23 protein-coding genes and 1 tRNA gene are annotated in these 20,728 nt (G+C 69.5%); 9 read left to right on the top strand and 15 right to left on the bottom strand.

Going from position 1 to position 20,728, the window contains the following annotated elements; translation table 11 throughout:
• Positions 1-6: 6 nt before the first annotated feature.
• Together ACFVQ0_RS20295 and ACFVQ0_RS20290 are read left to right on the top strand one after the other, a co-directional pair.
• Positions 7-465, top strand: a complete 459-nt coding sequence (locus tag ACFVQ0_RS20295) for a DoxX family protein (RefSeq protein WP_390089870.1) — start codon at positions 7-9, stop codon at positions 463-465.
• Positions 466-712: 247 nt separating this feature from the next.
• A complete protein-coding gene (locus ACFVQ0_RS20290; protein WP_390089868.1) occupies positions 713-1,393 on the top strand; it encodes a DedA family protein in 681 nt (226 codons plus the stop codon).
• On the opposite strand, the gene ACFVQ0_RS20285 is transcribed toward ACFVQ0_RS20290, so the two are convergent.
• The 3 genes from ACFVQ0_RS20285 to ACFVQ0_RS20275 all read right to left on the bottom strand — a co-directional run bounded on the left by ACFVQ0_RS20285 (position 1,380) and on the right by ACFVQ0_RS20275 (position 2,668).
• The gene (locus ACFVQ0_RS20285; protein ID WP_073735839.1) at positions 1,380-1,604 is read right to left on the bottom strand and encodes a DUF2277 domain-containing protein; all 225 of its coding nucleotides are present in this window, start codon (positions 1,602-1,604) and stop codon (positions 1,380-1,382) included. The genes ACFVQ0_RS20290 and ACFVQ0_RS20285 overlap by 14 nt on opposite strands.
• A 144-nt stretch (positions 1,605-1,748) precedes the next feature.
• Positions 1,749-2,195, bottom strand: coding sequence for a TIGR03618 family F420-dependent PPOX class oxidoreductase (locus tag ACFVQ0_RS20280; protein WP_390089866.1), 447 nt, complete (start codon positions 2,193-2,195; stop codon positions 1,749-1,751).
• Between the two features lie 32 nt (positions 2,196-2,227).
• Positions 2,228-2,668 carry a hypothetical protein gene (locus ACFVQ0_RS20275; protein ID WP_390089864.1) on the bottom strand — a complete coding sequence of 147 codons (441 nt, stop codon included), beginning with the start codon at positions 2,666-2,668 and terminating at the stop codon, positions 2,228-2,230.
• A gap of 108 nt (positions 2,669-2,776) precedes the next feature.
• Here ACFVQ0_RS20275 and ACFVQ0_RS20270 point away from each other — a divergent pair, with 108 nt between their 5' ends.
• Positions 2,777-3,277: a GNAT family N-acetyltransferase gene (locus tag ACFVQ0_RS20270; RefSeq protein WP_390089862.1), complete on the top strand. Its 501-nt coding sequence runs from the start codon at positions 2,777-2,779 to the stop codon at positions 3,275-3,277.
• Between the two features lie 33 nt (positions 3,278-3,310).
• Here ACFVQ0_RS20270 and ACFVQ0_RS20265 read toward each other — a convergent pair whose 3' ends face one another.
• The gene (locus tag ACFVQ0_RS20265) at positions 3,311-3,862 is read right to left on the bottom strand and encodes a winged helix-turn-helix transcriptional regulator (RefSeq protein WP_390089861.1); all 552 of its coding nucleotides are present in this window, start codon (positions 3,860-3,862) and stop codon (positions 3,311-3,313) included.
• 136 nt (positions 3,863-3,998) lie between these two features.
• Between ACFVQ0_RS20265 and ACFVQ0_RS20260 the strand changes: the two genes are divergently transcribed.
• Positions 3,999-4,646: a dihydrofolate reductase family protein gene (locus tag ACFVQ0_RS20260; RefSeq protein ID WP_390089859.1), complete on the top strand. Its 648-nt coding sequence runs from the start codon at positions 3,999-4,001 to the stop codon at positions 4,644-4,646.
• A gap of 75 nt (positions 4,647-4,721) precedes the next feature.
• Here ACFVQ0_RS20260 and ACFVQ0_RS20255 read toward each other — a convergent pair whose 3' ends face one another.
• The 9 genes from ACFVQ0_RS20255 to ACFVQ0_RS20215 all read right to left on the bottom strand — a co-directional run bounded on the left by ACFVQ0_RS20255 (position 4,722) and on the right by ACFVQ0_RS20215 (position 13,424).
• Positions 4,722-5,903 (bottom strand): MFS transporter, encoded by a 1,182-nt coding sequence (locus ACFVQ0_RS20255; RefSeq protein WP_390090718.1) that lies wholly within the window; start codon positions 5,901-5,903, stop codon positions 4,722-4,724.
• Between the two features lie 154 nt (positions 5,904-6,057).
• Positions 6,058-6,426: a signal peptidase I gene (locus ACFVQ0_RS20250; protein ID WP_311305890.1), complete on the bottom strand. Its 369-nt coding sequence runs from the start codon at positions 6,424-6,426 to the stop codon at positions 6,058-6,060.
• Between the two features lie 139 nt (positions 6,427-6,565).
• Positions 6,566-7,939: a tryptophanase gene (locus ACFVQ0_RS20245; RefSeq protein ID WP_390089857.1), complete on the bottom strand. Its 1,374-nt coding sequence runs from the start codon at positions 7,937-7,939 to the stop codon at positions 6,566-6,568.
• Positions 7,912-9,168 (bottom strand): tryptophan dimethylallyltransferase family protein, encoded by a 1,257-nt coding sequence (locus tag ACFVQ0_RS20240; protein ID WP_390089855.1) that lies wholly within the window; start codon positions 9,166-9,168, stop codon positions 7,912-7,914. Before ACFVQ0_RS20240 ends, ACFVQ0_RS20245 begins: the two co-directional genes overlap by 28 nt.
• 352 nt (positions 9,169-9,520) lie before the next feature.
• Positions 9,521-10,867, bottom strand: a complete 1,347-nt coding sequence (locus ACFVQ0_RS20235; RefSeq protein WP_390089853.1) for a cytochrome P450 — start codon at positions 10,865-10,867, stop codon at positions 9,521-9,523.
• A complete protein-coding gene (locus ACFVQ0_RS20230) occupies positions 10,864-11,469 on the bottom strand; it encodes an ATP/GTP-binding protein (protein ID WP_311305886.1) in 606 nt (201 codons plus the stop codon). The genes ACFVQ0_RS20235 and ACFVQ0_RS20230 overlap by 4 nt, the downstream gene beginning before the upstream one ends.
• Positions 11,444-11,833 carry a DUF742 domain-containing protein gene (locus ACFVQ0_RS20225; RefSeq protein WP_390089850.1) on the bottom strand — a complete coding sequence of 130 codons (390 nt, stop codon included), beginning with the start codon at positions 11,831-11,833 and terminating at the stop codon, positions 11,444-11,446. The genes ACFVQ0_RS20230 and ACFVQ0_RS20225 overlap by 26 nt, the downstream gene beginning before the upstream one ends.
• The gene (locus tag ACFVQ0_RS20220; protein ID WP_363031229.1) at positions 11,830-12,228 is read right to left on the bottom strand and encodes a roadblock/LC7 domain-containing protein; all 399 of its coding nucleotides are present in this window, start codon (positions 12,226-12,228) and stop codon (positions 11,830-11,832) included. The genes ACFVQ0_RS20225 and ACFVQ0_RS20220 overlap by 4 nt, the downstream gene beginning before the upstream one ends.
• On the bottom strand, positions 12,225-13,424 hold the full coding sequence (locus ACFVQ0_RS20215) for an ATP-binding protein (RefSeq protein ID WP_390089848.1): 1,200 nt from the start codon (positions 13,422-13,424) through the stop codon (positions 12,225-12,227). Before ACFVQ0_RS20215 ends, ACFVQ0_RS20220 begins: the two co-directional genes overlap by 4 nt.
• 780 nt (positions 13,425-14,204) lie before the next feature.
• On the opposite strand from ACFVQ0_RS20215, the gene ACFVQ0_RS20210 reads away from it, so the two are divergent.
• Positions 14,205-15,266: a cytochrome P450 gene (locus ACFVQ0_RS20210; RefSeq protein ID WP_390089846.1), complete on the top strand. Its 1,062-nt coding sequence runs from the start codon at positions 14,205-14,207 to the stop codon at positions 15,264-15,266.
• Positions 15,267-15,315: 49 nt separating this feature from the next.
• Positions 15,316-16,323 carry a JmjC domain-containing protein gene (locus tag ACFVQ0_RS20205; protein ID WP_390089844.1) on the top strand — a complete coding sequence of 336 codons (1,008 nt, stop codon included), beginning with the start codon at positions 15,316-15,318 and terminating at the stop codon, positions 16,321-16,323.
• Between the two features lie 124 nt (positions 16,324-16,447).
• On the opposite strand, the gene ACFVQ0_RS20200 is transcribed toward ACFVQ0_RS20205, so the two are convergent.
• Both ACFVQ0_RS20200 and ACFVQ0_RS20195 read right to left on the bottom strand, forming a co-directional pair.
• Entirely contained in the window at positions 16,448-17,095 is a 648-nt protein-coding gene (locus ACFVQ0_RS20200; protein ID WP_390089842.1) for a response regulator, read from the bottom strand.
• Positions 17,096-17,381: 286 nt separating this feature from the next.
• Positions 17,382-17,456: transfer RNA gene (locus ACFVQ0_RS20195), tRNA-Val, on the bottom strand.
• Between the two features lie 241 nt (positions 17,457-17,697).
• On the opposite strand from ACFVQ0_RS20195, the gene ACFVQ0_RS20190 reads away from it, so the two are divergent.
• From ACFVQ0_RS20190 to ACFVQ0_RS20180, 3 genes are all read left to right on the top strand, one after another.
• Entirely contained in the window at positions 17,698-18,462 is a 765-nt protein-coding gene (locus ACFVQ0_RS20190; protein WP_390089840.1) for a DUF4097 family beta strand repeat-containing protein, read from the top strand.
• 71 nt (positions 18,463-18,533) lie between these two features.
• On the top strand, positions 18,534-19,928 hold the full coding sequence (locus ACFVQ0_RS20185) for a hypothetical protein (protein WP_390089838.1): 1,395 nt from the start codon (positions 18,534-18,536) through the stop codon (positions 19,926-19,928).
• Between the two features lie 97 nt (positions 19,929-20,025).
• Positions 20,026-20,637, top strand: a complete 612-nt coding sequence (locus tag ACFVQ0_RS20180) for a DUF4383 domain-containing protein (RefSeq protein WP_390089836.1) — start codon at positions 20,026-20,028, stop codon at positions 20,635-20,637.
• Positions 20,638-20,728 lie beyond the last annotated feature (91 nt).

The following is a 20,728-nucleotide window of genomic DNA, read 5'->3' as shown; positions in this document are numbered from 1 at the left end:
CCCCCCATGTACTCACGCCTGAATCAGGCCCAGCCCTACGCTCTCGCGCTCTTCCGAATCGTCGTAGGCCTGCTCTTCGCCTGCCACGGTGCCGCCTCGATCTTCGGCGTCCTGGGCGGCGCCATGGGTGGTGGATCCATACCCGCCGGCACCTGGCCAGGGTGGTACGCGGCGGTCATCCAGCTCGTCGGCGGCGGGCTCGTGGCGCTGGGCCTCGGCACCCGTATCGCGGCCCTGATCTCGTCCGGCTCCATGGCGTACGCGTACTTCAGCGTCCACCAGTCCGGGGCGCTCTTCCCGCTGCAGAACGGCGGCGAGCCGTCCGCCGTCTACAGCTGGGTGTTCCTGCTGCTCGTCTTCACGGGTCCCGGCGCCCTGGCCCTGGACCGGCTGTTCACCGCCCGCTCCGCTCCCCTGCCCGTCGAGGAGCGCACCCCCGAACCGGCCGCCCCGGTCGCCGTCTGACCCGGACGGGGCGCGTGCGGGCCACCGGGCCCGCACGCGCCTGCCGCAGCTCAGGCACCGCATGGACCGAACGTCGAGGCATCCACGAGTGAGGGTCGACGCTCATGTGACATACACATGAGGTGCCCAACATCACGCATATATCTGGATCTCCAGGTGAACGGCAGGCGTACGCTGTACAGCTGGCCCTGCCGCTCCTGCCGCTCCCCTGCGACGTCGCGGCGTTGTCACGAATCGGGGAGTAGAAGTGCTGGAGAGTGTGGGCGCGCTGACCGGCAGCCCATGGATCTACGTTGTGGTCGCCCTCTCGGTGCTTCTGGACGTCTTCCTTCCCGTGCTGCCCAGCGGTGTCCTCGTGATCACCGCCGCCACGGCCGCCGCCGCGGGTACCAGCACGGTGGCCGCCGACGCCGCGGGCGCTGCCCGTCACGTGACCGAGGTCCCCTCGCTCCTGGTCCTCATCCTCTGCGCGGCCAGCGCCTCCGTGCTGGGTGACCTCGCCGCCTACCGGCTCGCCTGGCGCGGCGGTGCACGGCTGGAGGCAGCCATCGCCCGTTCCCGCCGTCTCACCTCCGCGCAGGAACGCCTGGGCGCGGCGCTCAACCGGGGCGGCGGCGTCCTCGTCGTCATCGCGCGCTTCGCCCCGGCCGGACGCTCGGTCGTCTCCCTGGGCGCGGGCGCCTCGCACCGCAAGGCGAAGGAATTCCTGCCGTGGTCCGCGGTCGCGGGCGTGGCCTGGGCCGGCTACAGCGTGGGGCTCGGCTACTTCGGCGCGCAGTGGCTCGGCGCGAGCTGGCTGGGCACGGCGATCTCGGTCCTCGCGCTCTTCGTCGCGGGCGCGTTCGCCGCGCTGCTGATGCGGCGCCCCGCGGCGGCGGCCGCCGCGGCCGCTGCTGCCGCCCCGGCCTCGGTCCCTACGGCGTCCTGACACCTCCCCGCACTTCCAGACCGTCCAGCAGTCTGGCGGTCGACGCGGCGATCTCGTCGACGGCACGGTCGAAGACTTCCCTGTTGTGCGCGGCCGGGGCACGGAAGCCGGAGACCTTGCGCACGAACTGCAGGGCGGCGGCGCGGATGTCCTCCTCCGTGGCCTCTTCGGGGAGGGACGGCGGGCGAAGGGTCTTGATACTGCGGCACATACATCAAGTGTGGACCGCCCCACTGACAACGCCTACGGATCCACGGATCCACGTGCACACGGATCCACGGACCCATGGATCCAGGTGCACACGGATCCACGGCCCCACGTGCCCACAGAGCCACGTGCCGGCCCCCGGGCCCGGTCAGGGAGCGGGTACCGGGCCGCCCGGCCTGAACCGCTCCACCCCCACGATGTGCCGCACCTTGACCGGGCGGACGATCACCGCGATCCGCCGCTCCCCCGGCATGGTCCACTCGAAGCGCTCGCTGCCCAGGTACTTGCGGGCGAGCCGGTCCATCCGGTCGTGCGCCTCCTGGCCCTCCACGAAGCGGACCACCTCACCGCTGATCTGCACCCGGTCGAAGGGGTCGTCGTGATCCGCGTGGGAGAGGTAGACGCGGGGGTCGCGGCGCAGGTTCTCCTCCTTCACCCGGCCCGCCGAGGTGTTGAACGCCAGCTCCCCGTCCCCCTCCAGGTCCACCCACATCGGGCTGACCTGCGGCGCTCCGTCGGCGAAGACGGTGCCGACGTACCAGATGTTGGCGGCTCGCAGCCGGGCGCGGACGGCTTCTTCCAAGATCAATGTCATCGGTGGAGGCTACCAACCGCGCCCGGCGACTGTCAGATGACCGGCTTCGAGCGGTCCGTGCACAGGGCCCAGATCACGAAGGTGTCGATGGCGAGGGAGACCACTGCCCAGATCGGCTGATAGGGCAGCCACATGAAGTTGGCGATCATGTTGAGCGCCGCGAGCCCCACACCGATGCCGCGCGCCCAGCCGAAGCCCCGGAGGATGCCCCAGCCGACCAGGAAGAGGAGGATGCCGAGAGCCAGGTGGATCCATCCCCAGCTCGTCACGTTGAACTTGAAGACGTAGTTGTTGACCCGCGTGTAGACGTCGTCGGTCGCGATTCCGGCGATGCCCTTGATCGCCTCCAGCACACCGTCGACGATGAGCAGAACACCGGCGAACATGGTCCCGCCGGCCGCCCAGGGGCTGCCGCCCCCCGGCTCTGTGGCATGCGAACGGGACGTACCCGGTGTGGGCGCTGACTGTGCCATGGGAACTCCTTGGCCGGTGGAACTACACGTCAGACCGACCCTGGTCGGCACCTGAGGGGGCGGCCACCCGGGCGCACCCGAACGGGTGAGGGAACTACGCTCGCGGGCATGATCGAGACGGAGCGACTCACCCTGCGCCCCCTGACGACGTCGGACGCCGACGCCTTCGTCGAGCTCCACGCCGATCCCGAGGTCAACCGGTTCGTCGGGGCCTACTCCCACCGGCAGGCGCTGGAACGGCTCGCCGGGATCGAACGGCAGTGGGCCGAGCGGGGGCACGGCCTGTGCGCGGTGCAGCTGCGGTCCAGCGGCGAGTTCATCGGCCGGAGCGGTCTGCAGTACTGGCAGCAGTTCGACGAGGTCGAGCTGGGCTGGACCTTCCGGGCGGAGCACTGGGGGCGCGGATACGCGACCGAGGCGGCTCGGGCGTGCCTGGACTGGGGTTTCGCCACGCTGGACGCCGACTACTTCACCGCCCTCATCCGGCCGGGCAACGCGCCATCGGTAAAGGTGGCAGAGCGCCTCGGCTTCACGCCGCGCAGGCAGGAGGAGCTGAACGGCAACCCCGTCACGGTCTACGCGCTGGACCGCCCCGCCGACGGCCGCTGACACCTGCGCCCCCGGGCTCTCTCCCCGGCTCTCTCAGCCTTCGGAGACGGCACCGCCAGGGGCAGCACGCTCGGCGACGGCGCGTTCGTAGGCCAGGGTGAGCTCGGCCAGTACGCCGTCGGTGCGCCGCGGACGGCCTTCGAGGTGGGTGGCGCGGAGCTCGTCCATGAACCTCTCGCCCATTTCGGGGCCGCCGCGAGCGAGGAGCTGGGCACGGATCGACAGCTCGGGCACGGTCGGCAGCCAGCGGGAGCCCCAGTCGCCCAGTTGTGTGATGAGCGGAACGAGCTGGATCGACGCCTCGGTGAGCCGGTACTCGATCTTCTGCCGGTGGCTCGGATCGTCGTGCCGGGTGAGCAGGCCGGCACCCACCAGCTTCGACAGCCGGGCGGAGAGGATGTTCGACGCGATGCCCTCGACCGAGTGGGCGAGGAGCTCCCGGAAGTGCCGGTGGCCGCCGAACATGACATCCCGCAGCACGACCAGGCTCCACCGGTCGCCCAGCAGCTCGACGGTCAGGTTGATCGGGCAGCCCGATTTCCCCGGCGGCACGGGCAGCAGGCCCGTCTCAACTGGTTGCGGCATGCTGACAGCGTAGTACTGTGCAACCGGTTGCTCATCACATCCGGTTGCAGTTTGCCGCCAGTCGGCGACGCACCGTCTGTTGCTTGTCGGCGCCCGGCTCTCGATGCCCGGCTCGCCGACGCCCGGAGGAGAACTCATGTCACAACAGCTGTTGAGGATGCACTGCATCACCGTGTCGCGGGACGGATACGGTGCCGGCGAGGGCCAGAGCCTGGAACGGCCCTTCGGCCACGCGGACCCCGCCACCCTGATGTCCTGGGTGGGCCCCACCGCCAGCTGGGTGAACCGCACGGAGCCCGGCGGCACACGCGGCCTGGACGACTACTTCACCCGCGAGCAGACCCGCAACGTGGGCGCGGAGATCATGGGGCGCAATAAGTTCGGCCCGCAGCGCGGCCCGTGGGAGGACCACGAGTGGAAGGGCTGGTGGGGCGACACCCCGCCCTTCCACACACCGGTCTTCGTGCTCACCCATTACGAGCGCCCCTCCTTCACCCTGGCCGACACCACCTTCCACTTCCTCGACGCGACACCGGAGGAGGCGCTGGCCCGCGCGAAGGAGGCCGCCGACGGCCAGGACGTACGCCTCGGCGGCGGGGTCGCCACCATCCGCGAATTCCTCGATGCCGACCTCGTCGACACGATGCACATCGCCGTGGCGCCCATCGAACTGGGACGTGGCGAACGGCTCTGGGAGAGCCACACCGAGCTGCTCGACCGGTACCACCTCGATACGGTGCCGAGCCCCAGCGGAGTCACCCACCTGCTGTTCTGGCGGCGCTGACCACGGTGGCGGCGAGCCGGGCGGGCGCACTCGTCCGGCTCTCCGCCGTAACCCGTTCCCGCCGGACGCCCGGGTTCACACGCGGTTGATCCGGTACACATCGCGCACACACGCGTTGGCCAGGGTCGCGGCGAGGACGACTCCCGCGCACACCAGCAGGATGTGCTGATCGGTCCAGTGCTTCGAGGCAACTGCCACCAGCAGGTACGCGATCGGGATGGCGGCGCGTTCACCCACCGCGTTGAACGCGCCGAGTCGCCCCAACTCATGTTCGCTCACCTGCTGTTGCATGACCGTGGACCAGGAGACGATCGCGACGTCCAGCCCGATTCCGGCGACGACGGCGGCCAAGAGCACGCAGAAGAGGGGCAGTTCCAGCCCCAGAGCGGCCAGGGGCAGCATGATGCCCGCGCTCGTCAGCACACAGACCAGCATCAGCCGTCGCGGCTTCCAGGCCAGGCAGAGGAACGTGCCCGCGAGGAGCCCGGCGGCGAAGGCGCCCTGCACCAGCCCCCATGAACGGGCGCCCGCGTAGCTGTCGGCCGCCACCAGTGGCCCGAGGAGCTGGAATCCGGCCAGCCAGGCCGCCACGACCGCTGTTCCGGCCACGGTGTAGCTCCACAGCCAGCTCCGCGAGCGGAACCCGGCCCAGCCGGCCCGCAGATCGCTCACCACACCGCCCCCGGAAGGGACCGCCCCCTTGAGCCGGAGCCCGAGCAGGAGAAGGGCCGCGACGGCGAACGTGCTCGCGTCCCACCCGAGCGCCCAGGCGGGGCCCGCCAGCGCCACGACGAATCCACCGACGACCGGACCGACGATCCTGACCGCGTTCCCGGGCACCCGGACCAGCGCGTTGGCCTGCTGGAGCTGCTCCTTCGCCACGAGCCGGGTCGCGATTCCCTGGGCGGCGGGCGCGATGAACGCGGCCGACGCCCCGGAGAGGCAGGCGCAGACACTGATCGCGAGCGTCGTCGCCGTACCGGTCGCCACCAGCACGCAGACCGCCGCCTGCGCCAGCCCGGCCCCGAGGTTCCCGAGGAAGAGGATGCGGCTGCGGGACATCCGGTCCGCGAGCACGCCGCCCAGGAGGAGCAGGACCAGGGTCGGTACGGTGTTCGCGGTGAGCACGATCCCGAGCGACTGTGCGCCGCCACCATGACCGATCACGGCGAACGCGAGCGCCACGGGCGCCATGGCCGACCCCGTCGCGGAGACGAGGTGGGCCAGCAGGAAGCGGCGGAAGGCCGGTATCCGCAGGGGCGAGGCGGCGTCCGGCCGGTACTCCTGACCGGCGGCGGCGAGGCACGCGGCAGGCCGCCCTTCGCCGTCCACTTCCAGTCCCTCGCCCAACGCCTGGTCCAGCCCTTCGGCACCGCGAACAGGCGGCCAGGCTACCCGGGCCCGCTCTGCTCTAATCCGGGGTCACGGCATAGCCGGGGACGGACGGCCACCGCACCGTCAGCACCACCGACTCCTCCTCCGCGAACCAGGAGTGGTCCACGCCCCGGCCCCAGACGACGTAGTCACCCTGCTGCTCCAGGACCACGTCGCGTCCAGGAAGGCGGACATGGAAGCGACCGCTGATGAGCACCAGCAGAGCGGTCCGCTCCTCACCCCGCACCCACTGCGCCCGCTCGTCACCACGCGGGTGGACACCCCATTTGATCTCCAGGGCCTCGCTGTGACGAGGATCCCCGGCGTCCTTGAAGTGGCCGAGCAGCCACCCCCGGTCCAGTGCCGCGTCCTCGCCCGCGTTGCCCACGTACACGCTGTCGTTCATGATCCCGACGCTAACAGCCGCCCGTTGCGCGATCTGTCCCCGGCTGCCGCGTACCGGGGGGAGCTGTGGAAGAAGGCCCCTCCCCTCACCGGGGCGGGGCCTTTCCTGGGCTCGCGTCGTGACGACCGGAGCGTGCTGATCAGTCGCCGGACTTCACGGGCTCCAGCTTGATGCTGAAGTGTCGGAGGATCGGGGACTGGCCCGTAACCCGGTAGCCGCGGACCGATTCAGGATTCTTCGCGATGTCCGCCAGGGTGGCGGCGACGTGGTCGTAGTGGCTGCGGGTGTAGACCCGTCGGGGGAGAGCCAGCCGTACGAGTTCGTAGGGCGCCGTCTTGACAGGGTTGCCGTGCTCGTCCTCCTCACCGAGGTACAGCGACCCCAGCTCCGCCGAGCGGATGCCGCCGCGCAGGTAGAGCTCGCAGACGAGGGCCGTGCCGGGGTACTGGTGCGGCGGGATGTGAGGCAGCAGGCGCCCGGCGTTGACGTAGAGGGCGTGCAGACCGGCGGGTTCCACGATGTCGACGCCGGCTTCACGGATGCGTGCGGCGAGATGGGCGGCTATGTCGGCACGCTCAGCGAGGTAGGCCGGCTCGGTCACTTCGAGGAGGCCGCGGGCCATCATGTCGAGGTCACGTCCGGACAGACCGCCGTAGGTGGTGAACCCTTCGGTGGCGATGAGCAGGCCCCCGCACCGCTCGGCGAGTTCGGCGTCCTTCAGGCCGATGAAGCCGCCGATGTGGACGATCCCGTCCTTCTTCGCGCTCATGACGCAGCCGTCGGCCAGGCGGAAGGCTTCCTCGGCGACCTGGCGCGGGGTGCGGTCGGCGTAGCCGGGTTCGCGCTGGGTCACCAGCCAGGCGTTCTCCGCGAACCGGGCCGCGTCGAGGATCATCGGCACGTTGTGGCGGCGGCACAGTTCGGCGGTGCGGTGCAGATTTTCCATGCTGACCGGCTGGCCACCGCCACCGTTGTTGGTGATGGTCATCAGCACGGCCCCGACGGGCGTCCGGTCCGCGTTCTCCAGGGCCTGTTCGAGGGCGATCAGGTCGATGTTGCCCTTGAACGGAAAGTCGCTGTCGAGGTCCTTCGCCTCGGCGCAGGGCAGGTCGTACGCCGTGCAGCCAGTCAGTTCGACGTTGGCGCGGGTGGTGTCGAAGTGCGTGTTGGACAGCACACTCGTGCCGGGCCGCAGCAGCGAGGAGAAGAGGACGCGCTCGGCCGCGCGGCCCTGGTGTGCCGGCAGGATGTGGGGGTAGCCGGTGAGTTCGGAGACGACCTCGTGCCACCGGTAGAAGGAGCGGCTGCCGGCGTAGGACTCGTCGCCCTGCATTCCTGCGGCGAGCTGGTCCGCGGAGATGGCACCGGTCCCGGAGTCGCTCAACAGGTCGATGGTGACTTCGTCGGCCCGCAGATCGAAGGGGTTGTAGGCGACCCGCTTCAGCGCGGCCTCGCGCTGCTCCCGGGTGGTGAAAGCAAGAGGTTCTACGACCTTGATGCGGTAGGGCTCCATGTGACTTCCTTCTGTGCGGTGTGCGGGCTGACGTGGCCGATGGCCTGGGGCCCGAGGTCCAGGACGCTCCGGGTGTGCTGCGCGGGCATCCAGCTGCCCCGCGGGTACTGCTCCTGCGGCGGCCGGACGCGGTAGGCCTCGGAACTCAGGTAGACGGTGAGCCGGGGCGGCCGGTCGCGCTCGTACACCAGCGCCAGGTAGGCGATCAGCCCCACGCCGTCGGCGAGGCTTCGCTGCGTGAGCGCTGCCAAACTCCGGTTCAGAACGGTGGGGTCCATGCCGGCCCGGGTCAGCAGGGCTGTGGCGCGGTCGAGGGCCTCTTCGTCATCGCGCACGTAGTCACGAACGGGAATGTGGAGCGTGAAGCCACTCCGCTTGCTGTCGCCTTCGGTGAAGGAGTGGCAGGTGATCGCCGGCCGCCGCACCAGTCGCAGGCTGTCGCTTCCGCCGCGCTCGGACGGCGCGAGGGAGCCCGCGGCCGCATGGAAGAAGTAGCGGATGTCGGCCGCTGCGGCTCCGGAGGTACGGCTGAGCGCACAGGCGTCATCGGCCGACATGCCCGCGTCTCTCACGTAGACCTTGACGCGGGGGGACGTCCAGGCACCCAGGTCCAGAGCGAGGAACGGATAGCCGGCCGCCGGGGGCAGCTGCTCGAAGGCCTGTCCGTAGCCGAGCCGCCGCAGTGCCTCTCGCACAGTGCGGGCCGCGTTCTCCGGGCCGGACGCCGAGGGGTTCAGGTAGACCTTGACCCCTGGGACCCCTCCGGCGCGCAGGTCGAGCGCGTACCACAGGGCCAGGGGGCCCTGGGCCGCGGCGGGGAAGAACAGGTCGGCGAGGGCGTCGAGTCGGTCGGTGGCGAAGCCCCAGCGGGCGCCCATCGCGCGGATGACCGCAAGCCCGGCACGGCCGCTGTCGGCCATGTCGCTGTGGGCCCACCCGGGGTCCACGAGCACGCGCAGGGCCGGGGTGGCGTCCGGGGCGCTGGCGAGGGAGAACTCGACGGGGCTGTGGTCGTCGGAGAGGAAGGTCTGCGAGGCCGGCGGCAGGGACAGCGGCCGGTGGGCGGTGTCCGCGAGGGACTCGATCAGGACCTGTCCGTACAGCTCGGTGTCCGCCTCGCTCAGGCCCACCCCGGCGCCCAGGCGACGCAGTTGACCGAGTACGTGGTCGCCGAGCGTCGTCTCACCGGGGCCGGTTGCCGGTATGCCGGGGTCCGGGCGGGAGGTCATCGTGCGCCTCGCACGTCGTGGCGCGTACCGCGCCTGGACGGTGCGGGAGTACGGGGACGCGCTCCGCCGGCAAGGCAGGAGACGAGGACCGATCCGCTGCCGGGAACGGCGGGTATTCGGTCCTGCGGCTGGTCGGGGTCGCCGCCCCCGTACGGGCTCCGTCTGCTGGGGGTGGTGCGCTGTGGGCCCGGTCGGGCGCTTGCGGATGGGGGCGCGGAGATGCTTGCGCGATCCATTGCCTCTCCTTCATCTTGTGTCACTCCAGACACTCCGCGCCGTCCTACCCAGGAAGTTGATCATTCATGCAGACCACATCAACTGCCTGTGTCACATGCATCACAGGGGGTGTGGGCTACTGGCCCGTCAGCCACTTCTTGAAGCTGCTCCAGCGCCCCGCCTTGCCGGCGGGCTGCGGCGCCGCCGGCCCGGGTGCTGCCGCGGCGGGGGGTGCCGGGTAGCGGGGCCCGTCCGTCGGCTCCGGTGCGGCCGCGGCGCGCGGGGTGACCGCGCTGAACCGGACGGGCAGGGAGGCCAGGGCCCGGTTGAAGGGGCCGGGCCGCCAGGCGAGGCTGTCCGCGGGGACGGCGAGTTCAACGTCGGGCAGGGCGTTGAACAGCGTCTCCAGGCCCGTCAGGGCGATCAGCCTGGCCGGCTCCTTCGACGGGCAGGCGTGCGGGCCCGCGCTCCAGGCGAGGTGACCGCGGGTGTCGGCCCCGCGGTCCGCGAGCGCCGTGTTGGCGGCGCCGAAGGACACCAGCACCAGGTCACCGGCGCGTACCTTGTCGCCGGCCACGTCCGTGTCGACCACCGGGTAATGGGGCGCGTAGTTGGACATCGGCGCATTGCGCCACAGGGTGTCGTCCACAGCCTTGTCGAACTGCCCCAGGCGCGCGAACTCCTCGTTGGTCAGCATCGTGTAGAAGGCGTTGCCGATCAGGTTGCCCTCCGGCTCGCCGCCCGCACCCAGGAGCAACACCAGCGTGTGCGCCAGCTCCTCGTCGTTCAGCTGCGCCGGATGCTGCATCAGGTAGGAGGTGATGTCCTCCCCGGGCTGGGCGCGCTTGAGCGTCACCAGCTCGCTGACCGCTCCGAGCAGGACCTGGCTGGCCGCCTCGGCGTTGACTCCGTCGAACATGCCGGCGATGCCGAACAGCACCCGGTCACCGATCTCTGCCGGGCAGCCGAACAGGTCGTTGAACACGTACAGCGGGAGCTGCTGGGCGTAGTCGCGGAGCAGGTCGGCGCTGCCGCGGGCGCTGAACTGGTTGATCAGGAACTGGGCCGCCTGGCTGACGATCCGGTTCAGCCGCTTGTTGCTGACGCGGGCGAAGGAGTCGGTGATGGCCTGCCGCAGCCGCACGTGCTCGGCGCCGTCGGTGAACATCGCGTTCGGCCGGTAGGCCAGCAGCGGCAGGACCGGGCTGTCGGGGCGGATGAAACCCTCAGCCAGTGCACGCCAGCGGCGTGAGTCCTTGCGAAAGGTCGTCGAATCCTGCAGCAGTTCCAGAGCCGCGTTGTAATCGGTCACCAGCGTCGCCTCCACGCCGGGGGCGATGGTGACCGGAGCGGTGGGGCCGAGCTCGCGCATGTAGCGGTAGTACGCGTGCGGATTGGCAGCGAACTCCGGGCTGTCCAGGGGTATTCGCTGCCCGCTGCCGTGTGCGGGGCAGCCGGGCGGAGGTACAGAGGGGGTTGTCATGCGTGCTCCAGGTCGGCGCGCTCGTGCAGATAGCGGACCAAGGTGATCAGGGCGTCGACGGACGACTTCTCGTCGCGTGCGTCGATGGTGACGACGGGGGTGTCGGGCAGCAGGTCGAGTGCCTCCCGGACTGCCTCCGGGGTGTGGACCGTGCTGCCCTCGAAGTGATTGATGGCCACGGCGAAATCGAGGCCGTAGCTCTCGACCAGGTCCATGACGTCGAAGGAGTCGGCCAGGCGCTCGGGGTCCACCAGGACCAGGGCGCCCAGCGCTCCGCGGGCCGTGTCGTCCCACAGACTCACGAAGCGCTGCTGTCCGGGGGAGCCGAACAGATACAGAACGATGCGCTCGCTCAGCGTCAGCCGGCCGAAGTCCAGGGCGACGGTGGTGGTGGTCTTCCCCTGGACCCCCTTGAGGTCGTCGACGCGCTCCGAGAGCGTCGTCATCCGCTCCTCTGTGGACAACGGCGTGATCTCGGAAAGCGATCCGATCAGGGTGGTCTTGCCGACGGCGAAATGCCCGACGACCAGGATTTTCACCGCAGTCTGCTGTGCGCCGCTGGACACGTAGGCATCCTCAGACAGTGAGAGCCTTGAGGCCATCGAGCACCTCCTTAAGCAAGGCCTTGTTGGTGGGACGGGCCGAGGGCACCGGCGCCCGGGTCACGAGATAGCCCCCCTCGGCGAGGGAACTGAGCAGCACCTTGACCACCCCGAGCGGCAGCTGGGAGTGCGCGGCGATCTCAGCGACCGAGAGGTAGCCACTGGAGCACATCTCCAGGATCTGCTGCTCCTCGGGCGAGAGCCGCTGAGGGCGCTGCTCCTCATCGGTGGCCGTCGTGACGAGAGTGATGAGGGCGAACTCGTCCTCATCGGGCAGTTCACGGCCACGGGTGATGACGTAGGGCCGGACCAGTTCTCCGGCCTCGGACACGAACTCGGGCTCGGGAAGGCCGGGTTCTGTCATGAGGTGACCGTGTCGCCGCGGAGGCCGGTCGACATCGCCTTGCCCAGTCGGCTGACCAGCTGCTGCATCCGGTACGTGATGTCCTGCATGTCGACCTCGGCCGACGCCGCCACGGCAAGGTAGCTGCCGCCGCCCGCAGCGTTCAGGAACACCCAGCCCCCGTCGAACTCGATGAGGGTCTGGCGCCAGTTCGCTCCGCGCTCTCCGCAGAAGAAGCTGACGGCCCGGCTGAGCGACTGCAGGCCGGAGACGGCGGCGGCCACCTTGTCGGCATCACCCCTGTCAATCTCCGCGGTACGGGACATCTGGAGGCCGTCGGCAGATATCAGAACCGCGTGGAGAGCATGCGGAATCTGCAGCGCGTCCTCAAGCATCCAGGACAGGTCATCGCTCACGGGGCATCGAATCCTTCGTGTGAATCGGCAGACGTATCACCTTCGGCGGCCGGTACCCCCGCACCTCGGCCGCTGAGAGTGCCACGCTGAAACGCGCCCATGGCCGCCACCCGTGCCTCTGCTGACCGGGCCGGCGGCGCTTCATCAGACCTGCGGCCGCCGTCCGGCACGAGCGCCATGCCGCGCTTGTTCCGTCGACGGGGCAGCCCGCCCTCTGCCCCCGCAGGAGCCGAACCGCGGCTCGCGGCAGCGACATTGACTTCTTGGGTGGAACTGGGCGTCTGGGGCTCGGGCATCTCGGTCAACAACTCCTTCGGCACCATCACCACCGCGCGGACACCGCCGTAGGGAGAGGTGCTGTCGATGGCGACCGTGAATCCGAACCGCGCACACAGGGCACCGATCACCGCGAAACCGAACGCGGGAGGGTTGCCGAGCTCCGAAACGCTCACCGCGGTCCCGCTGGAAAGCAGAGCGGTGGCGTTCGTCCGTTCTTCCTCGCTCATGCCGACACCGGCGTCGTCGATCACGATGCAGATGCCCCGGGGCACCGTCCGCACCTCGACCTCGACCATGGTGGACGGCTCGGAATAGCTGGTCGCGTTGTCGAGCAGCTCGGCCACCGTCAGCGCGATCGGTTCGACGGCACGGCTGGTCACCGCGAAATCGACCCGTGAGGCGATTTCGATGCGCTGGTAGTGCCGGATACGGCCCTGCGCTCCGCGGATCACGTCATAGACCGATGCGGCCACCCGCTGCCGGCCGAGCCATCCACCGCACAGCACAGCGATGGACTGCGCGCGCCGGTTGAATTGCGAGTTCATGTGGTCGATTTCCAGCATGTCCCGCAGCACGGCCGAGTCGCCGTACTTCTTCTGCAGCCCTGAGATGGCCCGCTGCTGCTCCGCGGCGAGCCCTTGAAGGGTCCGCATGGCCGACTTCAGTACGGTGTTTGTGGCGTCTTCCGCCTCCTCCTTGGCCTGGCGGACCACCTCGTCGTAGCCGCTGCGCAGCTCGATGACGGTGGACTCAAGGTCGACCGCCCTGCCCTGCGATGCGGTCAGTTCACCTTGAACGCCCTGCTTCTGACGACGTAGCGCCTTGATCTTTTTTCGCTGGCGAGTGATTACCGTGGCGGCGACAGCGACGCCGACGGCAAGCGCCCAGACTGTCGGATCCTGCCAAAAATTCGTCATGTGACTCTCTATTGAGCGGCTGGAGTCCAGCTCTCGAAATCTGTCCAAGCGGACCCTCGGCTGTGGGCAGACGTCACCGCCCGGAGAGCCCCCCTGGCTGTAGCCATGCCAAGGCGAAAGCTCACGTGGCATGTGCACGCGAGCCTATCACCGGAAGATCATGAGACTCTGTCAAGTCCGCCGCGCCGTTGCCCGGTTAGCGAAAAATGCATGGTCATGTCAGTGAGGAAGATGTGCCTGCGAGGTGGAGACCCGGAGCGGCGGAGCGCGCACCATGCCGCTCAGCCGTGTGGCACCTGGGTTCTTGCGCCTCCCCGGGCAGCACCCACGACTTCGTCGCCTGGGCTCGCTCAGCGGGGACGGTGGCTGACCTGCTTCGCCGCCAACACCTCGGGGCGGCCGATCGCCGGGCTCGGGCTCCGTCGGCGGGCCACCACTGACCTTCGAAGTTAGTGAAACGTTAGGAGAACGTGAGCGCCAACTGAAACGGTGACACTCCCCCGTTGGGGGGAAGGCAGCCCCTTTCGATTATGGCACGGGCGCGCTTTCGAGAGCGTCCGCAATCCAGGAAATGGAGTAGTCATGAAGAAGATCAAGGCGCTTGTACGGAAGTTCAAGAAGGACGAGGACCTCGCCAACCACGCGTGGGTCCTGCACGTCATCTAGTACGCCCAGTACACCTTCAGTACACCTTTGTCGGCGGGGGAAGCGGCCACATCACATCCCCCGCCGACTACGGCGAATCCATTTGATTGCCATCTTCATGGAGGTGTGATTCTCGTGGAGGAAACGGCAGCGGCAGCGGATCGCGGCCATTCCATCGTGTACGCCCCACGAATTCAGGACCTGCTGGCGAGGGAAGAGAAGGTCTTCCGGATCGACGCGACCACGGTCGGCGTCTCCCACCGCGAACTGATCAGCGATGTCGTCGCGGCGCGCCCCGTCCTGCCGACGGAGCGCTCGGTCTACAAGCCGGCGGCCGGAGGCGAGATCCCCCACGACAGTGCGACGCGGACGATCCGCGCTCTGGGGCAGGACGTCACGGCCGGTATCCGCACCCCACCTCCTCCGGCACGCGGGCTGAACGGCCCCTGGCCCTACGCCGCCACCTCCTACCTGCGCCAGTGGCTCTTCGCGTCCGACCCGCTGCCGGTCTCCCTGCTGTCGAAGCGCGGCATCACGCGCTCCCCCGCGCTCTCCCGGATCGCCGACCGCGCCGTCACCGTATGGCCGGACGCCGGCGGTGCCGGACGCGGGCGTACCGCGCTGGCCGAGCAGATCCGCGACGCCTCCGACGCCCAGGAGCGCGGGCAGGCCATCGCCATGTACCGTCGCGCGACCGCCACCCTCTGCGACGGGGTGGCCGCGCTGACCGGCAACGCGCTGTGGCTCATGGGTCCGGCCGGGCGGCAACAGGGCACTGCCCGGCCGGACCTCAACGCGGTTCTGTGGGAGACGCTGCGGCTGCTGCCGCCCGCGTGGATGCTGTACCGGACGGGCGGGGACGCGTACACCGGCCTGCACCCCGAGATCCGCCGCGAGGACAACGTCGCACTGTTCCCACTTCTGATGCACCGTCACCCTGACTACTGGCCGGAGCCGATGAGGTTCCGGCCCGAGCGGTGGGCCGGGGTGCCGGATCCCGAGAAGACGCCCGCGTACATGCCGTTCGGGTTCGACGGTGCGCGCTGCTGGGCCAAGCACCTCGTCGTACCCCTGGCCGGACGCCTGCTGACCGTCGCTCTCGAAAACCGGCTCGCCATTCGCACCCCGAAGCAGGAGACCAACGTCCCCCTGCGCTCCCTGCTCTCGGTGCGGTTCAACGCGGAATCCGGAGCATGACGTCACCGCATTCCGCCTCCCCCGACCGCCCTGACACCACGGGAACGCCATGGAATCGCCCACGCTGGCCAACTGGGTCGGTGACATCGAGGGTTTCAGCAGCCACCAGTGGCAGCGAAAGCCCGAGTTCTTCACCCCTGAGAATCTGAACTCGCCTTTCGATCTGACAGAGTTGGACGCAGCCTTCGACTCGGGGCTGCTGCGGACCCCCTACCTGGAGATGGTCCGCTCCAACAAGGTCACCGTCCCGGCCGACGCGTACACCACGTCGCGCGTGGTCAACGGTACGACGCACCACGGCTTCGCCGACCGCGCCAAGGTCGCCGGCCTCCTGCGCTCCGGGGCAACCCTGCTCCTGCGCCACGTCGACCAGTGGCACCGCCCCACAGCGGACCTGGTGGCCCGGCTGTCCGGCGAACTGGACCGGCGCGTAGAGGCGTTCTTCTTCGTCACCCCCGCCGACGGCCAGGGCCTCGCGATCCACCGCGACGACGCCGACGTGTTCGCCCTCCAGGTGGCCGGGCGCAAGACCTGGTACGTCCACGGCGCGCCGAAGACGGCGGACTGGTCGCTGGGCGAACTCCCGGACGACGAGACCTCGCCCCAACTCCTGCGCGGAGTCCTCGAACCCGGCAACGTGCTCTACATCCCCCGCGGCTTCGCCCACCGCGCGGTGGGCGAAGCCGGACTCTCGGCCCACCTGTCGCTGACGATCCGCGACATCTCCCTGCCGGACCTGGCGGCAGCCCTCCAGCACCACCTGACCGAGGACCTGGACGTCCCCGCCCGCCCACTGGGAGAAGCCGCGATCCAGGACGCCTGCGCCACCCTGCTCAACCACGCCCGCGCGAAGCTCGCCACGATCACCCCGGACGACCTGCGCCGCACCGCACGGGCGGCGCAGACACCCCACCCCGCCGAGGTATCCCGCGCGGAGACGTTCACCGCCACGGCCCGCGACTGGGACGCCAACACCCCCGCCACCAAGCGCCCCGGACTGACCTCCGTCATACGCACCTGGCACCGCCTGCGCGACGCGGGACGGGGGTCGGACTGACGCGAGGCGGGAGGGTTCGGTCCGGAGACGTGCACCGACGCCAGCCGCGGCCACCGCCTCGCCTCTGCCCTCGGCTTTCGTCAGCCGCCGGGTTCGGCCCACCGTCCCCTACTCGCACGGCGAATCAGGCAGCGTCACGCGGGAACTCGCCCACCCCTCGCAGGAGCCTGAACAGTTGCGAAACCGAATTGGTGGCACCATTGCCACCGGCGGCAGTAATCTCTGAGACTCGATCCGCCTGCCGAGTGGAGGCGTAGATGAATATGGGCACACCATGCCCTTGATTTCGGATTTTGCGAATCAAATCAAGGCCGGCATTTGCATTATTCGATCCACTCTCATCCCTCCCCATATCAGAGATGACGGCATCAAATGGGTCGAAAGTCGCATTAATGGCGTGTTCTGCCTCTGCGGTGGATTTCGCTGTCTTCACAGTGACGCCGAGGCTGCGCAGCTGCTCGGCTTCGTACGTGTTGTTCTCCGGATGATCGTCCACCCAGAGGATCGCCCGGAGGGTCCGGGGCTCGGGTGTTGCTTCCGGCGCCCGCCCGGCTGCGACGTCGGCCAGGCTGCTCTGGATTTCTGCTGTGGTTCTGAGGACCTGTTCCGACATCTCCTGGACGGTCAGCTCAGTCTGTCCGACCTTCACCGTGAAGCCGCGCGAGCGGATGATGTCCTTGAGCGTCGGAAAGAGCCTCCAGACCAGGAGCCCGGCGATTATGGGCCAGGTCAGCCCGGTGAGCGCCCGTATCAAATCCGTAAAGTCCTTCATCCCCATCCCCCTGCGGGAAAGTCCGGAATTATCTTGGAGCCAAGCCGCATAGCCGTATGGTGCACGACTCAACGCGGCAGCACGCGACTAATTCGCCAACCCACCACTCACCCCAGCTCCCCTCCCCGTCCCCGGTCCGCCCTCGACGCCGGGACCGGCACCCCCCGATCGGCACATCCGCACGCGACTGGTGGGACACCGCTCCCCTCCGGAATCACGGAGGAACGAACAAGGCCCAGGCTCCCGGCGTACTGCCGGTGACCTGGGCCTTTTCCATGTGTCCTGCTGGTGGGCGCGGGCAGTTTCGAACTGCCGACATCTGCTTTGTAAGAGCAGCGCTCTACCCCTGAGCTACGCACCCGTGGATGAGGGAACAGCGTACATGGACTACGGCCCCTGGTCACAAACGGTTGCCGGCGGCAGGAGCCCGGCGGCCGAGGCAGTCGTGCAGGGCCGTCGAGGGGGCGAGAGAGGGAGAGGGGGGATAGCCCCACCCCCCATACGGTGGCCGTCCTGATTCCCCGGGCTGCCGGTGCACACATACCGTGAGGCGGAACGCGGTAAGGCGAATCGGCCGGCGCACGACCTGGGGGACGAACACCGTGGCACACCACACCCGCACACTCATCGCGTCCGGCGCTGCGGTGCTCGCCGCGCTCGTGCTCTCCGGATGCGGCAGCGCGGACACCGATGACGCGCCGGTCGAGCACAAGTCGTTCGCGTTCAGCGGGAAGACGCTGACCATCGACACGGCCAACACCACGCTGGAGCTCGTACCGGCGGACGTGAAGAAGGTCGAGGTGACCCGGCAGGTCGACGGGTGGGTGGTGCTCGGGACCGGGCCCGACGCGCGCTGGGAGATGCGTGGCGGCACGTTGACGCTGAAGGTGAAGTGCGATGCCTTGATCAGCAACTGTGCGGCCAAGCAGCAGGTGAAGGTGCCGCGCGGGGTGGCGGTCACCGTGCGCGGGGACAACGGGAAGGTGACGGCGTCGGGCTTCGACACCGCGCTCGACCTGCGCTCCGACAACGGCGAGGTGACCGTGCGCGACGCCAGCGGGCCGCTGAAGCTGAACAGTGACAACGGCGGCATCGTCGCCGAGGGGATCTCCGGCTCGTCGGTCAAGGCGGACTCGGACAATGGTGCGGTGCGGCTCGGGTTCTCCGCTGTGCCGGCGTTGGTGGACACCAGCAGTGACAACGGCAGGGTCGTCATCGAGCTGCCGGGCGGCAGTACCTCGTACGCGGTGAGCGCCAGCGCGCCCAACGGGAACACTTCGGTGGAGGTGCCGCGCAGTGGCAGCAGCTCCCATGTGGTGAAGGCCCGGAGCAACAACGGCGAAGTCACGGTGCGAACCGCGAACTAACCGGCCCGTGTGTTCGTCCTTACCTGGTGGGAGAATGTACCGGGCAGGGCGAATCGGCACGGGAGAGGGATGTGACGGCGACACACGCGAAGCCGCGGGCGAGAGCGGGTGCGAGTTCCGCCGTCGGAGATGTCCGTCGGACGAGTGGGGTCCGCGATGTCCTCGTACTGATGCTGCTGCCGGTGCCCCTGGTCGCGGGCGCCCTGTCGGGCGCCTTCGCCGGTGGCGGCACGCGGCGCTGGTTCGGCGGCCGCGGGGAGGGGCAGCGGGCCGAGGCGCAGGCCGCGAAGGATGCCGCCGCCGAGGCCTTCGTCGAGCTGGACACCGCCCAGCGCGATCTGCAGATCTCGATCGAGACGATCACCGCGGTGGACAGCTCCCCGGCCGCGCGCAAGGCCGTGGACGACTTCGCGGCGCTCGGGCGGAGCATCGACGCGGCCAGCAGCGCCTACATCACCGCCGTCGACGCGCACGACCTCGACCGCGATGATCTCGAACCGTCGGTCGCCACACAGGCCAAGGCCCAGCTGTCCTCCGCCAAGAACGACCTCGTACGGGTCAAGGGCGACCTCGACCGGTTCGCGGCCGGTCTCGGGCCGTTGCTCGGCAGCGCCGAGACCCAGCTCGCGCGGCTCGCGCCGGCCGTGGAGCGGGCCCGGCAAGCGCTCCTGTCCGCGAGCAATGCTCTCGACGCGGTGCGGGAGTCCGGGCTGCGGGCGGACGAGCTGGCCGCACGGCTCGCCGCCCTCGCCCCCGAGCTGACCAAGCTCAACCAGGGCGCCGGCCGGCACGGTGTGGCCGACACCCTCCAGCGGGCCGATCAGGTCCTGCGCGATGCCGAGGCGGTACGGGCCGAGGCGGCTCAGCTGCCCGAGCGGGCCGCCGAGATCGATCGCCGGCTGGTGACGCTGCGTACGCGTGCCGAGGCCCTGACGACCCGGGCCTCTTCCGTCGAGCCCGTGCTCAGTGAGTTGCGGCGCCGGTTCTCCGCCGCCTGCTGGCAGGACCTCCAGCCGGTTCCGGAGCAGGCCGCGGTCAACGTCCGCCAGGCCGAGGAGAAGCTCAAGGAGGCCGCGAAAGCGCGCGGCGAGCAGCGCTGGGCCGATGCCACGTCCCGGCTGAGTACGGTACGGGCCCTGCTCAACGCCACCGACGAGGCGGTGTCGGCGGCCGGTGACCGGCTGCACCGGCTGAACGAGGTGGCCAAGGACCCGCAGCAGGAGATCCAGCGGACCCGGTTCGCGATCCGCGACGCCCAGCGGCTGGCCATGGCCGGGCGCAACACCCCCGAGCCGCGTCATGCCCGTCCGCTGGACGACGCCGTGGCCCGGCTCGATCAGGCCGTCAGCGGTCTTGAGGGACGTCATCCCGACTACTGGCACTTCCTGACCGTCACGGAGGGCGTACGCCGGACCGCCGCGCACGTCGTCTCCGAGATCCGCGAGGAGCGCGGGGCCGGCACCTGAGCCCTGTGCCCGTGTGCCCGTGTGCTGATCGACGGGTTCCGGGGTGCGGCGCGCCCGTCGCCGAGCGATCCTGGTAGTGGCCGAAGGAGGCTTCTCCATGGCGACCCACGCGCCCCACGCACTGCGTCCTGCCCGACGGTCCGCCCTTCTCCGCAGGGCCACTCGATTCGATGACCACCTCCCGGTCGATCACCGCCTCAGCCGCGTCTACCAGGTGGGGGCGGGGCTGATGGGTCTGGTGCTGCTCGCCTTCGGCATCCTGGGGCTGATCGACAAGATCGGTTTCTTCGACACCGGTGGTGACACCGTCGCCGGCCTGAGCACCAACGGCGCGCTCAGCGTGCTGTCGATCTGTGTCGGGCTGCTGCTGTTTGTCGGGATGGTGATCGGCGGCAACTTCGCGTCGACCCTCAACATGGTCATCGGCATCGTGTTCATCCTCAGCGGGTTCGTGAATCTCGCGCTGCTCGACACCGGGATGAACTTCCTCGCCTTCCAGATCCAGAACGTCCTGTTCAGCTTTGTCACCGGCCTGCTGCTGATGATGTTCGGGATGTACGGGCGGGTCAGCGGCGGGCTCTCGCACGACAACCCGTACTGGCGGGCCCGGCACCCCGAGGAGGCCGCGGAGGAGCAGCGGCTCGCGCGGCGCAGGCAGGTCGAGGAGATGCCCGTTGTCCTGCCGCCCTCCTCCGGGCGACGGGGCTAGGGCGTGTTTCGAAAGTAGCGTCGTCCGCCCGAAGGGCGGGCCCGGCGGCGCCTGGTGCGTGCGATCGCAAGGCGCGGAAATGGTCTCGTAG

This window comes from Streptomyces sp. NPDC057900, assembly GCF_042887885.1.
Classification (GTDB): Bacteria; Actinomycetota; Actinomycetes; order Streptomycetales; family Streptomycetaceae; genus Streptomyces.
The sequence above is the reverse complement of the archived record's forward strand: the minus strand, read 5'-3'. Positions and strand labels throughout refer to the sequence as shown.